The sequence below is a fragment of the Pseudomonas mercuritolerans genome (assembly GCF_025706525.1).
Lineage (GTDB): Bacteria > Pseudomonadota > Gammaproteobacteria > Pseudomonadales > Pseudomonadaceae > Aquipseudomonas > Aquipseudomonas mercuritolerans.
In genome coordinates this window covers 1-14864 of the sequence record NZ_JAMSHA010000008.1, presented here as the reverse complement: position 1 = coordinate 14864, position 14864 = coordinate 1, and the positions used below count along the sequence as shown (strand labels likewise).

Here is a 14864-nt window from a genome sequence, read left to right as displayed (position 1 = left end):
CTGGCATTCGCAATCCGGAGCAACAAATGATCGGCTTCACCCCTTTCAAGCGCGTTCTGCTCGCCGCAGCATTTTTCGGCTTTGCCGCCCATGCATCCGCCGCCGAGCTGAGCCTTGATGTCTACAACCCCGGCACCCAAGCAATTTTCCCGGTCAGCTCGGTGCTGGTCAGCGGTGAGAAAGAAGCGATTCTGGTCGATGCGCAATTCGGCAAATCCCAGGCCGAACAGGTGGTGGAGAAGATCCGCGCCAGTGGCAAACAGTTGACCACCATCTACATCAGCCACGGTGACCCGGATTACTACTTCGGCCTCGACACCCTGACCAAAGCATTCCCGCAGGCGAAAGTACTGGCTTCGCAGCCGACTGTCGATCACATCGAGCACACCGTCGACGGCAAACTGGCCTACTGGGGGCCAAAAATGGGCGCCGATGTGCCGACGAAAACCATCGTCCCGGACGTGCTCAAGGGCGACAGCCTGACCCTCGAAGGCAAGCAATTGCAGGTGATCGGCCTCGACGGCAAGCAACCGGATCGCAGCTTCGTATGGATCCCGTCGCTGAAAGCGGTGGTCGGTGGCGTAGTGGTCGCGGAGAACATTCATGTGTGGATGGCCGACACCCAGACCGCGCAATCCCACGCCGACTGGCTGCACACCCTGCACACCATCGAAAGCCTGAAACCGCAAACCGTGGTGCCCGGCCATTTTCTGGGTGACAGCAGCCGCTCGCTGGCCAGCGTGAAATTCACCGCCGATTACATCAAGGCCTTCGATGCCGAAACCGCCAAGGCCAAAGACTCTGCTGCACTGATCGCAGCGATGAAAAAACGCTACCCGCAGCTGGGCGAAGAAAGTTCGCTGGAGCTCAGCGCGAAAGTCGCCAAGGGCGAGATGCAGTGGTAAGCCGAACCTGAACACGCAGCATTTTCAAGCCAACTGGAGAATGTCATGAGCAAGATCGCAATCATTGGTGCCACCGGCCGTGCCGGTAGCCAACTGCTGGAAGAGGCCCTGCGTCGCGGCCACAGCGTCACCGCCATTGCCCGCGATACCTCAAAGGTCGGTGATCGCGCCGGTGTCGTCAGCAAGAGCCTCGACGTGCTGGATTCGGCGGCGCTGCAAGCAGCAGTGGCCGGTCACGACGTGGTGATCAGCGCAGCGCATTTCGCCACCGTCCCGGCCTCGGCGATTGTCGGACCGGTAAAACAGGCGGGCGTGAAGCGCTTGCTGGTGGTCGGCGGCGCCGGTTCGCTGTTGCTGCCGGATGACACGCGGGTGATCGACAGTGCCGGTTTCCCGGCTGAATACAAAGCCGAGGCGAGCGCGGGGGCGGCGTTTCTTGATGCGTTGCGTCAGGAGCAGGAACTGGACTGGACTTTCCTCTCGCCGTCGGCGGAGTTTGTCGAGGGTGAACGCAGCGGCCAGTATCGCGTCGGCAAGGATCATCTGTTGGTCAGTGCCGAAGGGCGTAGCTGGATCACCTTTGCCGATTACGCGATTGCGCTGATTGACGAAGTGGAAACGCCGGAGCATTTGCGGCAGCGTTATACGGTCGGGTATTGACCGCGTCGATGCGGAGGGATTGGTCTGACTTCAGAATTTTCCCCCCTCACCCCAACCCTCTCCCCCAAGGGGGAGAGGGGGAAAGGGAGCCGATCTCCATGCTTTTCCAGACCTGAGTTCGACTTGCTATTGCAGGTCGGTGCAGGCAGATCAAACAACACGCTCGGTTCCCTCTCCCTGGGGAGAGGGCTAGGGTGAGGGGAGAGGCTTCAGCGCAAATGAGCCTGCTCAACCAGCCAGAGCATCAGCTCCTCAAGTTGCGGCGAGGGTTCGGCTCCAGCAGGCACCACCACGTAATACGCCAACCCCGTCTTCACCTTCAACGCAAACGGCATCACCAGCCGTCCTGCGTTCAGATCATCGCCAATCAGCGACCAGTCCCCGATCGCCACCCCCGTGCCGTGCGACGCCATCGACATCGCCTGATCCAGCGTTTCGAAATGCTGACCGCTGCGCAGATTGCCCAGTTGCAAACCCGCCGCATCGAGCCATACCGACCAGTCCTGAATGTCGTGGGTCGGGTGCAACAATAGATGCTCTTGCAAATCCTGCGGTGAATTCAGCGCGGGCGAGCCCTTGAGCAGTTGCGGCGAGCAGACCGGTATCAGTTGCTCGTCGAACAGATGCAGTGCGCCTGGCGAATTGTCCGGCGGCGGACCGTAGATCACCGCGGCGTCGAATTGCTCGCGCTGAAAGTCCACGCCGTGTTGCAGCGAGGCCGTCAATTTGACCGGCACGTCCGGGCGTTCCTTCTGCCATTGCAGCAGACGCGGCAGCAGCCAGCGCATCACGCAGCTCGGGGCCTTGAGTTGCAAGGTTTGCCGCGTCTGACCGATCTGCTCGGTCGCTTCACTGATCAGCCCGAAGACCTTTTCCACTCGCGGCAGCCATTCGCGGCCTTCGGCCGTCAGCGCCAGACCTCGGGCCAGACGAATGAACAGCGGATAACCGAGCTGTTCTTCGAGCCCGGCGATCTGCCGGCTCACCGCGCCCTGAGTGATGTGCAACTGCTCGGCGGCGCGAGTGAAATTGCAGCATTGCGCGGTGATCCAGAACGTATGCAGAGCGGGCAGGGGTGGCAGGCGTTTCATGGCGATCCGAGGTATGACGTGGCGACATGGCTAGTATGACTTTTAATCGATTGTTGCTGCCAGTTGCGCACCGTTCCAATGGGCACTCCACGGACCCTGTGGGAGCGAGCCTGCTCGCGAAGACGGTTCAAGGTTCGACACGGATGTTGGCTGGACCGCTTATTCGCGAGCAGGCTCGCTCCCACAGGGAGTGTTCAGTGAATGAAAGGGCAATCAACATGGCAACGTGCGGCGAAGTACTGGTCAAGCTGTTGGAGAATTACGCGGTCGAGCAGGTGTTCGGCATTCCCGGTGTGCACACCGTTGAGCTGTACCGAGGCCTCGCGCGTTCAAGCATCAACCACGTCACGCCTCGTCACGAACAGGGCGCCGGGTTCATGGCTGACGGCTACGCGCGTACCAGCGGCAAACCCGGTGTGTGTTTCATCATCACCGGCCCGGGCATGACCAATATCACCACGGCCATGGGCCAGGCTTACGCCGATTCGATTCCGATGCTGGTGATTTCCAGCGTGCAGTCGCGCAGTCAGTTGGGCGGTGGGCGCGGCAAGTTGCATGAACTGCCGAACCAGAGCGCACTGGTCGGCGGCGTCGCAGCGTTCTCGCACACGCTGATGTCCGCTGCCGAACTGCCGGTGGTGCTTGCTCGCGCTTTCGCGCTGTTCCAGGCCGGGCGACCGCGTCCGGTGCACATCGAAATACCGTTGGACGTGCTGGTGGAAGAGGCCGATGAGTTGCTCGCCAGCCTGCCGGTGAATATCGATCGCGCCGGCGCCGCACCGGCTGCCGTGGCCCGCATGAGCGAACTGCTCGCCACTGCGCAACGTCCACTGATTCTCGCCGGCGGCGGTGCTATCGACGCAGCGCCGCAGCTGACCCGACTCGCCGAATTGCTCGACGCTCCAGTGGCGCTGACCATCAACGCCAAAGGCATGCTGCCGACCAGCCATCCATTGTTGATCGGTTCGACGCAAAGCCTGGTCGCCACCCGCGCACTGGTCGCTGAAGCCGACGTGGTGCTGGCGATCGGCACGGAGCTGGCCGAGACTGATTACGACGTGACCTTCGCCGGCGGCTTCGAGATTCCCGGCAAGCTGTTGCGCATCGACATCGATGCCGATCAGACCGTGCGCAACTACCCGCCATACGTCGCACTGGTCGCTGATTCGCGCAATGCCGCGCAAGCATTGCTCAGCGCCTTGTCGCACCAACCGCTGGCCGAGCGTCGCAATGATTGGGGCCAGGTCCGCGCCGCGCGTCTGCGTAATGAATTGGCGGCGAGCTGGGATGCACCAACGCTGGCGCAGACGCGTTTGCTCGAAACCGTGCTGCACGAATTGCCCGAAGCGGTGTTCGTCGGCGATTCCACGCAACCGGTGTACACCGGCAACCTCACGTTCAACCCCGAGCGTCCGCGACGCTGGTTCAACGCATCCACCGGTTACGGCACCCTCGGCTATGCGTTGCCGGCGGCGATTGGTGCGTGGCTCGGTGGACAACTCGATAACGGCGCGCGCCCGCCGGTGGTGTGCCTGATCGGTGACGGCGGCTTGCAATTCACCCTGCCGGAACTGGCCAGCGCCGTTGAAGCGCGGGTGCCGGTAATCGTGCTGCTGTGGAATAACCAGGGTTACGAGGAGATCAAAAAGTACATGGTCAACCGCGCCATCGAACCGGTCGGCGTGGACATCTACACCCCGGATTTCGTCGCCGTGGCCAAGGGCCTCGGTTGCGCCGCGCAAGCCATCAGCAGCATCGACGAATTGCGCGCAGCGCTGCGTAAAGCGACGGACCGGCAAGGCCCGACGCTGATTGAAATCGACCAGAACCAGTGGATGCAGGCGGTGGCCCAATGATGAGTTTTCCAACCACACTCGACGGGCTCTACATCAACGGTCAATGGTCGTCGGGCCGCGAACATCTACGGGTGATCAACCCCGCTACCGAAGCGCTGCTGACCACCGTCAATGGCGGTGACGAACACGCCGTCGACCAGGCGATCAGCGCGGCGACCGAAGCGTTCGAACATTGGTCGAAAACCACCGGCGCCGAACGCGCTGCGATCCTGCGCAACATTGCCAACGGCGTGCGCAACGCTCGCGAGCACTTGATGAACCTGCAGTCGAGCAACAACGGTAAACCGCAGTTCGAAGCGGCCATCGATGTCGATGACGTGATCGCCACTTTCGACTATTACGCCGAACTCGCCGAAGGCCTCGACGCCGGTCAGGACAGCAACGTGCCGCTGCCCAGCGAGGATTTCAGCGCACGCTTGCGGCGTGAACCCTGTGGCGTGGTCGGGTTGATCGTGCCGTGGAATTTCCCCATGGTCACCACCGCGTGGAAACTGGCGCCAGCGCTCGCCGCCGGTTGCTGCGTGGTACTAAAACCCTCTGAAGTGACGCCGCTGGCGGAGCTGGAACTGGCCGCGATCATCGCTGAATGCGGGTTGCCCGACGGCGTGTTCAATCTGGTCTGCGGCAGTGGTCTGGCGGTGGGCGCGCCGTTGTCGGCGGATCCACGTATTGCCAAAATCTCCTTCACCGGCAGCAACGCGGTTGGCGTGCAGGTGATGCAGCGCGCCGCAGAAACCGTGAAGGGTGTCAGCCTGGAATTGGGTGGCAAATCTTCTTTGCTGGTGCTGGCGGATGCCGACCTGGAACTGGCGGTGGAATTGGCCTGTGGTGGCGGATTCTTCAACGCCGGGCAAATGTGCTCGGCCACCAGTCGGGTGCTGGTGGCCGAGGCATTGATGGATGAATTTCTTCAGCGCCTGCAAAAACGTGCGGAGGCGATCCGAGTCGCTGATCCGTTTGATGCGGATGTGGAGATGGGCGCGCTGGTCAATCAGGCGCAGTACCAGCGGGTGCTTGGGCATATTGATCGCGGTTTGAGCGCCGGGGCGAGGTTGGTGTGCGGCGGCAATCGTCCGGCGCATTTGCCGCGCGGTTATTTTCTCCAACCGACGGTGTTCACCGACGTGCCGCTGGACAGCGCGTTATGGCGTGAAGAGATTTTCGGCCCGGTGGTGTGTGTACGCAGTTTCGCCAGCGAGAGCGAGGCGATTGCGCTGGCCAACGACACGCAGTTCGGCCTGGTCGCGAGTGTGGCGACGCGCGATGCTGCAACGGCGGATCGCGTGGCCAATGCCTTGCAGGCAGGGCTGGTGTGGATCAATGCACCGCAGGTGATCTTCCCGCAGACGGCTTGGGGCGGTTACAAGCAGAGCAGCGTCGGTCGAGAGTTGGGGCCTTGGGGGTTGGCGGCGTTTCAGGACATCAAGCATGTGATCCGCGCGGTCTGATCATAGATATGTAGCGCCTGGACTGACCCCTTCGCGAGCAGGCTCGCTCCCACATTGGAATGCATTTCCTTATGGGAGCGAGCCTGCTCGCGAAAGCGCCATAAGCCCCACCTCAGATACTGGATCAGACCGAAAGCCGCAACCGCGCCAGATCCCGCAACGGCGGCGCGCCAAACAGGCGGCTGTATTCGCGGCTGAACTGCGACGGACTTTCATAGCCCACCCGATACCCCGCCGCCGAGGCTTCCAGCCCTTCGGTCAACATCAGCCGCCGCGCTTCTTGCAGGCGCAGTTGCTTCTGATATTGCAACGGACTCATCGCGGTCATCGCCTTGAAACGGTGATGCAACGTCGACACGCTGAGGTTCACTTCCCGCGCCAGATCATCGATGCGCAACGGCTGCTCGAAGTTGCCGTTGAGCCATTTGATTGCCTGGCTGATGCGATGGCTCTGGCTGTTGGCAATCGCGATCTCATACAAACGATGACCCTGCGGGCTGCGCAGCAAGCGGTAGAGAATCTCCCGGCGAATCAGCGGCGCGAGCATGGCGATGTCTTTCGGCGCGTCGAGCAGCCGGGCCAGACGCAGCACCGCGTCGAGCATGGCGCTGTCGATTTTTTCCACGTACAGACCACGTCCGGTCGGCCGGGTCGGCACGCCCATCGGGCCGGCGTCGGCGATCAGCGCGGTGATTTCGGTCGGGTCAATGTCGAGGCGCACGGCGAGGATCGGTTCTTCCGGCGAGACATTGACCACCCGGCCGCTGAGCGGCATCGAAACCGACACCACCAGATAATTCAGCGGGTCGTAGTTGAAGAACTCATCGGCCAGGCGCACCTCTTTGCGCCCCTGCGCCATGATGCACAGCGCCGGCTGCGCGAGCACCGGGGCAAAATCATGGGACTGGGTGTGGCGCGACATCACCAGCGAGCCGATGGCGGTCTGGTAGCTGCCATCGTCGCTGGTGTTGCGGCGGATGATCGCCGCCAGCTCCGCGCGCTGCTTTTCCATGTCGGCGCTGGGTTCGGCTTGAAAACGATCGAATGACGTCATGCACGGCATCCTCGGCAAGTGAGGGGGGAATGCAGCAGAGCATATGTTTGTGCAAGCAGCGGCGGTAGACACATTCTGCCAAATGCTTGCCTGATTCTGCATCGCGATATCCATCAGCATCGACGCGATGCCTGTGTGTACGAGCTGCCGGAGGCTGCGATCTTTTGATTTTTGTTTTTCAGATCAAAAGATCGCAGCCTTCGGCAGCTCCTACAGGGCAGCGGCGCCGGCCGGGGTTTTGGCAAGTCTCGCAGGATTGTGCAACGCGAAGGCAGGAATCGACTAACGGCGCTGCGGCCCCGGCCCTTAATCTTTGCTTCAGTCGCAGCCCGTCCCCCGGCTGCCACGCGATTTCATGGAGGGTTGATCATGTCCAAGCAGATGCCTGTCAGTCATATGGCCTTCGTTCGTGCTCAGCCCGGGCGTTCGGCGGAACTCGGTGTGCGCCTGAGCGCGCTGATCGAAGTCTCGCGCGCTGCGCCCGGCTGCCTGAGTTTTTCCTTGCAACAGTCGCAGTGCGATGCCGACCTGTGGCTGGTCAGCGGCTACTGGAGCAGTCAGCAAATGATGACGGCGTATTTCAACAGTCCGTCGATGGAAGTCTTCGCCGAGCTGGTGCAGGACCTGGTGGTCAACAGCCTCGACTTCCACACGTTCAGAGACGTTTCAGCCGCGCAGGCCCTCGGTCAATGCGCTGCGCCGATACACAAACTCGCTGGTTGAGGGTTTAATGTCCGGCTTATTTGATTGAGCCAGGATCCGCGACATGGCACGTAAAGAGTTTGAACGCTTCGAAGCAGTCTCCGCAGTCGTCCCCGTCGAGCTGGGCGGCAACAAGGGTTATTACGCGGCCATCGCGGTCAAGGCCCTGGTTGATGGCGGCGCCCCACGCTTTCACAAATTGCTAAATGAGCAGGTGTTCCCCGGCGCCATTGCTGCCGATGATGCGGCCATCAACGAGCTGGACAAGCTCAAGGGCGTCACCGATGACGCCGAGCTGATCTGGTAATTACTTCTGTGCGCCTGGGCGCCACATCTTGAACAGCGCTTCCGGCCCCAGCTGGAAATAATCCGCCGGCCCGCCGCCACGCAAAATCGGTTGTGCGGCGGCGGTGTCGTAGATGCCGTCTTTCAGCAGCCATTTGGCGATGTGCACGGCGACGACCTCACCGAGGATCAGCCAGCTCGGTACGGTTTCGCCATCGGCGCGTTGCAGCTGGATGATCTGCGTGACCTTGCACTCGAAGGACACTGGACTTTCGGCGACCCGTGGAACCGAAATCACCTTTGACGCCACGGTCGTCAGCCCCGCCAGTTCAAACTCGTTGACCTCAGGCGCGACCATCGCGCAGCTCTGGTTCATCTGCTCGGCCAACGGGCGCGTGGCGAGGTTCCAGACGAACTCCCCGGTCTGCTCGATGTTGTTCAGACTGTCTTTGCGCCCGACACTGGAAAAGCCAATGATCGGCGGCACGTAGTTGAAGGCGTTGAAGAAACTGTAGGGCGCGAGATTGAGCCGGCCTTCGGCATCCTGCGAAGAAATCCAGCCGATGGGGCGCGGGCCGACGATGGCGTTGAACGGATCGTGAGGCAGGCCGTGGCCGTTGGCGGGTTCGTAGAAGTGGATGTCATCGGGCATGGGGAGCGGATTCCTGAGCTGCATTCGGATGCCGCCATAGTGCAAGGACCCAGCGCATATTTCCAGCCAGACGCGAGACCCCGTAGGGTTCGTGGCAGGACACAGATTTTGTGGCCTGCCAGCGATGTAGCCCCGTCAGTCAGTGACGATCCGCGAATGTTTCTGGGTGTCTTTCATGGTGATGTACACCAGCAGCGACACGGCAATGCACGCGGTGACGTACCAGTAGTAACCGGTTTCCATGCCGATGCTCTTGAACCACAGCGCGATGTATTCGGCGGTGCCGCCGAAGATCGACACGGTCAGTGCGTACGGCAGGCCGACGCCCAGGGCGCGGATTTCGGTCGGGAACAATTCGGCTTTCACCACCGCATTGATCGAGGTGTAGCCGCTGACGATGATCAGCGCCGCCATGATCAGGAAGAACGCGCCCCACCAGGTCTGGATGGTGTGCAGGGTCATCAGGATCGGCACGGTGAAGATCGTACCGAGCACACCGAAGGCGATCAGGATCGGGCGCCGGCCGATCTTGTCCGACAGGCCACCGATGATCGGTTGCAGGCACATGAACAGGAACAGCGTGGCGGCGGAAATGGTGGTCGAGTCGGAGATGCTCATGCCGACCGTGTTCACCAGGTATTTCTGCATGTAGGTGGTGTAGGTGTAGAACGCCAGGGTGCCGCCCATGGTCAGGCCGACCACGGTCAACAGCTCTTTCGGGTGGCGCATCAAGGTGCGCATCGCGCTTTCCTTGGACTTCTCTTTCTTGGTGAACGATTCGGTTTCTTCCATGCCGCGACGCAGGTACAGCGCTACCACTGCGCAGAGCGCGCCGATGGCGAACGGAATGCGCCAGCCCCACGCGTAGAGCTGTTCGGTGGTCAGCATGTTTTGCAGCACGATCAACACGCCGAGGGCGATGAGCTGCCCGGAGATCAGGGTCACGTACTGGAAACTGGAGAAGAAGCCGCGACGTTCCTTGGTCGCCATCTCGGACAGGTAAGTCGCCGAGGTGCCGTACTCGCCGCCGACCGACAGGCCTTGCAGCAGGCGGGCAAACACCAGCAGGATCGGCGCGCCGATGCCGATGGTTTCGTAGTTCGGGCTCAGGGCGATCAGCAGCGAGCCGAAGCACATCAGGTACACCGAGGCCATCAGCGCTTTCTTGCGCCCGACCTTGTCGGCGTACATGCCCATCAGCCAGCCACCGATCGGGCGCATCAGGAAGCCCACGGCGAAGATCGCAGCGGTGTTCATCAGTTGCGCGGTGGTGGAACCGGCGGGGAAAAAGGTTTTCGCGAAGTACAGGGAGAAGGCGGCATACACGTACCAGTCGTACCACTCGACCATGTTGCCGACAGAACCGCTGAAGATCGATTTGATCCGGCTCGCGGTGGTTCTTGGTTTGGCCGGCACGGCAGCCGACCCAAGGGGCAGGGCGTTGGAGTTATCCATTGAAGGATCCTTCGTTTAATTGTTTTTGTGAAGCGCGTCGGAACGCAGCCTGCTGGGGCTATAGCAGGAGGTGTGCCAAGGGGTGAGGGGCCGGTTTAGAGGGGGTGGCGGGGAAGACTGAGCGGATTTGTGCCGACTTATTGGGCTGAGTGAGCGGATTTCCGCTTACCGCGTGAAGATCAAAAGCCCCTCACCCTAGCCCTCTCCCAGAGGGAGAGGGGACTGACCGAGGTGTTCTTGTGGGTTACATCGAACTGCAATATCGAGTCGAATACAGATTCGGGAAAGCATGGAGATCGGCTCCCTTCCCCCTCGCCCCCTGGGGGAGAGGGCTGGGGTGAGGGGGATGGATTTCAGCTACACCACAAATCTCTGCCTCACTCCGCCAGAAACATCTCCCGACTCAACCCATGCCGTTGCATCTTTTCATTGAAGGTGCGGCGCGGCAGTTGCAGTTCTTCGAGCACGGCTTTGACATCACCTTTGTGCCGGGTCAACGCCGCGCGCAGGCATTGTGCTTCGAAGGCTTCCTGCTGCGCCGCCAGCGATTGCCCCGGATCGATTCCGGCGACCGGTTCATCCAGCCCCAACACCTGACGCTCAGCAACGTTGGCCAGTTCGCGAACATTGCCCGGCCAGTCATGGCTGAGCAGGTGACTGAGCTGCGCACCGGTCAACGGCGGAAAGGTCCGGCCCAGACGCTGGGCGGCGTTGTGCGCAAAGGTCTCGAACAGCAACGGAATGTCTTCGCGGCGATCGCGCAGCGGCGGCAAGCGCAGTTCGGCGACGTTCAGGCGATACGCCAGGTCCTCACGAAAACGCCCGGCGCGGGCTTCGTCGAGCAGGTCCGGTTTGGTCGCCGCGACGATACGCAAATCAACGCGAATGCTTTGGTTCGAACCCAGCCGTTCGAGCTTTTGTTCCTGCAAGACCCGCAGCAATTTCACCTGCTGGGCCAGCGGCATGCTTTCGATCTCATCGAGAAACAGCGTGCCGCCATCGGCATATTCCAGCTTGCCGATGCGCTTGCCCGAGGCGCCGGTAAACGCGCCGCTCTCATGGCCGAACAGCTCGGCCTCGAACAGTTGCTCCGGGATCGCCGCGCAATTGAGCGCTACAAAGGGCTTACCGGCGCGCGGGCCGAAATCATGCAGGCAACGCGCGACCAGTTCCTTGCCGCTGCCGGTTTCACCACGGATCAGCACGTTGACCGGCAACGTCGCCAGATCCAGCACCTGCCGACGCAATGTCTGCAAGCCGCGGGACACGCCGAGCAACGTCGCATCCAGCCTAGCGCGGTTGTCAGCCAGTTCGTGCAGGGCACGGTTTTCCAGGACTAGGCGGCGTTTGTCCAGCGCTCGGCGCAGGCTACCGAGCAGGGTTTCCGGGCTGAACGGTTTTTCCAGAAAGTCGTAGGCGCCGTCGCGCATCGCCTCGACCGCCATCGGCACGTCGCCATGGCCGGTGAGCAGAATCACCGGCAGATCGGCGTCGCGCTGTTGCACTTCGGCGAGCAATTGCAAACCGTCCATGCCGGGCATGCGCACGTCGCTGAGGATCACCCCGGCAAAATGTTCCGGGAGCGCGGCGAGGCATTCTTCGGCACGGCTGAACAATTGCACCTGAAACCCAGACAGGCTCAGCCACTGTTCAACGGCGTCGCGAATGCTGCTTTCGTCGTCGACCACCATCACCGAATTGAGCATCAGATATGTGCCTCCAGATCGATTGGCAGGGTCAGGCTGAACACTGCGCCGTGGTCGCCATTCTCCACGCTCAAGCGCCCGCCGGATTCATGCACGATGGCGAAGGATACTGCCAGCCCCAGGCCCAGACCGTCACCCACCGGTTTGGTGGTAAAGAACGGATCGAACACCTGGCCCAGATGTTCCTCGGCAATCCCGCCGCCGTTGTCGCTGACGCTGAGCCGCCACAATTGCTCATCGGCCTCCAGACGGATTTCCAGGCGCTTGCAGGCTTTGCCTTGCATTGCATCCAGCGCATTGCGCAACAGGTTGATCAACACCTGTTCGAGACGAATCGCATCACCGCGCACCCACGCCGGACGGGTCAGATGCAGGACCAGACTGACCTGTTCGTCACGCAGTCGCGCATCGAGCAGTTGCAACGATTGATCGACCACCGTCGCCAGATCCAGACGTTCGCGCAGGCCGCTCGGGCTTTTTCGGGCGAAAGTCTTGAGGTGGCCGGTGAGGGCAGCCATGCGCGTGAGCATATCGTCCACCGGTTTCAGCGCCTTGTAGGCGTCATCGACGCGGCCATGTTCGAGCAGCAGGCGCAAGGTTGCCAGTTGCATGCGCTGGGCGGTCAGCGGTTGATTGATTTCGTGGGCCAGCGCGGCGGACATCTGCCCCAGCGCGGCGAGTTTGGCCGACTGCACCAGGCCTTCCTGCGCCGTGCGCAAGTCGCGGGTGCGCTCCTCGACCAGACGCTCAAGCTCTTCACGATTGCGCTGACGCACCTTGGCCAGCCGCCAGCGCTGATTGAGAAACAGCAACAGAAACACCAGCGCCAGCCACACGCCAGCGGCGGCCAGCGCGGCGTTGCGCAAATCCTCGAAGGCTACTTGCGGGCGGCGCAACAGGTGCAGGGTCCAGCCTTCGGTCGTCAGCGGCAGCGATTCCCACAAATAATCCGCCGTGCCCTGCGGACCTTCGACCCGGCGCAGATCGCTGTTGTCATCGAAGCGCCGTAGCGGCAAATGGGTCAGCGGCAGCAGCGATTGCTTGTCGTACTGACGCGTGCTTTTGATCTCGACCAGATCATCGGCGCTCAACGGCCGCAAGGCGCGATAACGCCAGCCCGGCTGGTTGGCGATGAAGATAATCCCGCGCGCATCGCTGACCAGCAGCGTGTCGCTGCCCTGGCTCCATTCGCGCTCCAGCTCCGGGAATTCCAGTTTGACGACCATGGCGCCGAGGAACTCGTCGTGGTCACCGAGCACCGCGCTGGAAAGGAAATAGCCGGGAATGCCGCTGGTCACGCCCACCGCGTAGAAACGTCCGGTGCCCTGAGTGCGGGTCTGGCTGAAGTACGGGCGAAAACCATAATTGTGGCCGACATAACTGCTCGGCAGCCGCCAGTTGCTCGCCGCCACCGCCAGCCCTGTTCGATCCAGCAATTCCAGGGTCGAGGACTGCGCCGCGCCGTTGATCTTTTCCAGCTTCAGATTCAGTGCCGCTTGCTGCGCGGCATCGACCGGGCCGGCCAGTGCCGAACGCAATTGCGGGTCCAGCGCCAGTACGGCGGGCAGGGCGCGATAGCGATCAATGAGGGTGTGCAATGAGTTGGCGTACAACCCCAGTTGCTGATTGGCGCGGGCCGCGTCTTCTTCCAGCGCCTGACGCTCGGCGTGGCGCATCGCGAGTGTCGCGGCCACGACCGTGCCGGCGATGATCAGCAGGGAATACAACGACAGACGCAGGGTACGGGAAGTCGGCAGCATGCTGGTCTAACGGATGGTAGGAGGAGGGGCACGATAGCATGCCATCACCCCTTGCCTGCTACTTGAGATCCATGGGGGTCATGCCGCCCTGGGTTTCTTCGAATAGGATATTGCCCTGTTCATCGTTTCTTGCAGGTGTCCGGTAATTCTTGCCGTTTCCGTTTCGAGGTCGGCAAGTTTGACTCCTGCCAGCGAATCAATGGAAAGCGCAGCGAAGTACTCTCTGGTGGTTTGCAGGTTATCGTTGATCTGCTGGACCAATGCCGGGATATATGTGAACAGCCTGCCGTATTTCTCGTCGGATATTTCAGAACTGGCGTCGCTGACTTCTTTAACGATTTCTACTGCTCCAATCGCTAAGGAAAGCCCTGCACCGGCTTCAGAAGCAACGTTTGGTGCAAAAAACTTGAGCCCAAAAGCGGCAGCAAGTTTTCCGGTACCTACCTGGCCTTTGGTTTTTCGAACGTCAAAATTCTTGATGCCCTTGGCGCCCAGGTAATTCAGTAGGTTCATGGACTTGTACTCTGCCTGCCGGATGATTTTGTCAGGATCAAGAGCACTTGCTTTGAGCTTGACCGAGGTGCTCAGCCCGGATTTTTCGGCGACATAGTCGATAGCGAAGCTGACGGCGGTTTTGGTGGCAATCCCCATGCCGACACCAACCACATTTCCCACGCCAGGAGCGGCTACCCCTAACGCTTGGGCACCCAGCCCAACCACTATTCCTGCGCCATAACTGAGGGCCTGATTCGTCACATGGACGGCTGTTCTACGGGCTGTTGCTTTCGCAAAATGGGAAGTTGAATTCTGGTTGAGCATCTGCTGCTGCACATTGTTGGATCGCAGTTGGGTGATTCCCAGAATATTCACGTGCTTGAGTATCTGATTCGCCAGAGTGCTGCGCAGGCGATCAGAAGCCATTCCCTGACCTCTTTTTGCATAGCTGGCGTTTTCCCGCGAAAAGTGCCTGCTCCAGGCGGCGTCATAGTCCGCTTTTGTCGGCAGTAATTTGCCTTGACCGTCGGCGTCTATATAACCGACGGGGTTGTTGCTTACAAACGCATACAGATTCAACCCATCCACGTCCCCCGCCGGATCCGCACTGACCCAACGTTGCAACCACGGCGCGTAATAACGCGCGCCGTAGTAATACAAACCACTGGCATCCATTTCCTTGCCGGAGTAACGGATGAAGCGGTATTCGATTTCCGATTCCGGGGCCATCCACGCGGTTTCGCCGAACGGGTAATAGCCTTCTTCGCTGGTGATGACGGCCTCTTCATTGAGCTC

General features: G+C 61.0%; 13 protein-coding genes. 6 read left to right on the top strand and 7 right to left on the bottom strand.

Features of this window, described 5'->3' with window-relative positions:
• The first annotated feature begins 26 nt into the window (after positions 1 to 26).
• Together ND528_RS21350 and ND528_RS21345 are read left to right on the top strand one after the other, a co-directional pair.
• Entirely contained in the window at positions 27 to 905 is an 879-nt protein-coding gene (locus tag ND528_RS21350) for an MBL fold metallo-hydrolase (protein WP_263471193.1), read from the top strand.
• Between the two features lie 45 nt (positions 906 to 950).
• Positions 951 to 1565 carry an NAD(P)-dependent oxidoreductase gene (locus ND528_RS21345; protein WP_137214038.1) on the top strand — a complete coding sequence of 205 codons (615 nt, stop codon included), beginning with the start codon at positions 951 to 953 and terminating at the stop codon, positions 1563 to 1565.
• A 209-nt stretch (positions 1566 to 1774) separates the two neighbouring features.
• On the opposite strand, the gene ND528_RS21340 is transcribed toward ND528_RS21345, so the two are convergent.
• Positions 1775 to 2656 (bottom strand): LysR substrate-binding domain-containing protein, encoded by an 882-nt coding sequence (locus ND528_RS21340; RefSeq protein WP_263471192.1) that lies wholly within the window; start codon positions 2654 to 2656, stop codon positions 1775 to 1777.
• 218 nt (positions 2657 to 2874) lie between these two features.
• On the opposite strand from ND528_RS21340, the gene ND528_RS21335 reads away from it, so the two are divergent.
• Together ND528_RS21335 and ND528_RS21330 are read left to right on the top strand one after the other, a co-directional pair.
• Entirely contained in the window at positions 2875 to 4512 is a 1638-nt protein-coding gene (locus ND528_RS21335) for a 5-guanidino-2-oxopentanoate decarboxylase (protein ID WP_263471191.1), read from the top strand.
• Positions 4512 to 5960 (top strand): aldehyde dehydrogenase family protein, encoded by a 1449-nt coding sequence (locus ND528_RS21330; protein WP_263471190.1) that lies wholly within the window; start codon positions 4512 to 4514, stop codon positions 5958 to 5960. The genes ND528_RS21335 and ND528_RS21330 overlap by 1 nt, the downstream gene beginning before the upstream one ends.
• Positions 5961 to 6084: 124 nt before the next feature.
• On the opposite strand, the gene ND528_RS21325 is transcribed toward ND528_RS21330, so the two are convergent.
• Positions 6085 to 7014: an AraC family transcriptional regulator gene (locus tag ND528_RS21325; protein ID WP_016773445.1), complete on the bottom strand. Its 930-nt coding sequence runs from the start codon at positions 7012 to 7014 to the stop codon at positions 6085 to 6087.
• Between the two features lie 369 nt (positions 7015 to 7383).
• Here ND528_RS21325 and ND528_RS21320 point away from each other — a divergent pair, with 369 nt between their 5' ends.
• Both ND528_RS21320 and ND528_RS21315 read left to right on the top strand, forming a co-directional pair.
• Positions 7384 to 7737, top strand: coding sequence for a putative quinol monooxygenase (locus tag ND528_RS21320; RefSeq protein ID WP_041479832.1), 354 nt, complete (start codon positions 7384 to 7386; stop codon positions 7735 to 7737).
• Positions 7738 to 7780: 43 nt separating this feature from the next.
• Complete coding sequence (locus ND528_RS21315; protein WP_041479831.1) at positions 7781 to 8023, top strand: hypothetical protein; 243 nt, start codon at positions 7781 to 7783, stop codon at positions 8021 to 8023.
• On the opposite strand, the gene ND528_RS21310 is transcribed toward ND528_RS21315, so the two are convergent.
• The 5 genes from ND528_RS21310 to ND528_RS28285 all read right to left on the bottom strand — a co-directional run.
• Positions 8024 to 8653: a flavin reductase family protein gene (locus tag ND528_RS21310; RefSeq protein WP_071173402.1), complete on the bottom strand. Its 630-nt coding sequence runs from the start codon at positions 8651 to 8653 to the stop codon at positions 8024 to 8026.
• Positions 8654 to 8788: 135 nt separating this feature from the next.
• Positions 8789 to 10108, bottom strand: a complete 1320-nt coding sequence (locus ND528_RS21305; protein WP_024014128.1) for an MFS transporter — start codon at positions 10106 to 10108, stop codon at positions 8789 to 8791.
• 377 nt (positions 10109 to 10485) lie between these two features.
• Complete coding sequence (locus ND528_RS21300; protein ID WP_263471189.1) at positions 10486 to 11814, bottom strand: sigma-54-dependent transcriptional regulator; 1329 nt, start codon at positions 11812 to 11814, stop codon at positions 10486 to 10488.
• Positions 11814 to 13574 (bottom strand): ATP-binding protein, encoded by a 1761-nt coding sequence (locus tag ND528_RS21295; RefSeq protein ID WP_137214033.1) that lies wholly within the window; start codon positions 13572 to 13574, stop codon positions 11814 to 11816. Before ND528_RS21295 ends, ND528_RS21300 begins: the two co-directional genes overlap by 1 nt.
• Positions 13575 to 13652: 78 nt before the next feature.
• Positions 13653 to 14864, bottom strand: a 1212-nt coding sequence (locus ND528_RS28285; protein WP_330221321.1) for an RHS repeat-associated core domain-containing protein, incomplete at its 5' end; no start/stop codon positions are given.

Bases quoted from the DNA above. Each gene is read 5' to 3' on its own strand.
- ND528_RS21350 (WP_263471193.1), top strand. From the start codon at position 27: ATGATCGGCTTCACCCCTTTCAAGCGCGTTCTGCTCGCCGCAGCATTT.
- ND528_RS21345 (WP_137214038.1), top strand. From the start codon at position 951: ATGAGCAAGATCGCAATCATTGGTGCCACCGGCCGTGCCGGTAGCCAA.
- ND528_RS21340 (WP_263471192.1), bottom strand. From the start codon at position 2,656: ATGAAACGCCTGCCACCCCTGCCCGCTCTGCATACGTTCTGGATCACC.
- ND528_RS21335 (WP_263471191.1), top strand. From the start codon at position 2,875: ATGGCAACGTGCGGCGAAGTACTGGTCAAGCTGTTGGAGAATTACGCG.
- ND528_RS21330 (WP_263471190.1), top strand. From the start codon at position 4,512: ATGAGTTTTCCAACCACACTCGACGGGCTCTACATCAACGGTCAATGG.
- ND528_RS21325 (WP_016773445.1), bottom strand. From the start codon at position 7,014: ATGACGTCATTCGATCGTTTTCAAGCCGAACCCAGCGCCGACATGGAA.
- ND528_RS21320 (WP_041479832.1), top strand. From the start codon at position 7,384: ATGTCCAAGCAGATGCCTGTCAGTCATATGGCCTTCGTTCGTGCTCAG.
- ND528_RS21315 (WP_041479831.1), top strand. From the start codon at position 7,781: ATGGCACGTAAAGAGTTTGAACGCTTCGAAGCAGTCTCCGCAGTCGTC.
- ND528_RS21310 (WP_071173402.1), bottom strand. From the start codon at position 8,653: ATGCCCGATGACATCCACTTCTACGAACCCGCCAACGGCCACGGCCTG.
- ND528_RS21305 (WP_024014128.1), bottom strand. From the start codon at position 10,108: ATGGATAACTCCAACGCCCTGCCCCTTGGGTCGGCTGCCGTGCCGGCC.
- ND528_RS21300 (WP_263471189.1), bottom strand. From the start codon at position 11,814: ATGCTCAATTCGGTGATGGTGGTCGACGACGAAAGCAGCATTCGCGAC.
- ND528_RS21295 (WP_137214033.1), bottom strand. From the start codon at position 13,574: ATGCTGCCGACTTCCCGTACCCTGCGTCTGTCGTTGTATTCCCTGCTG.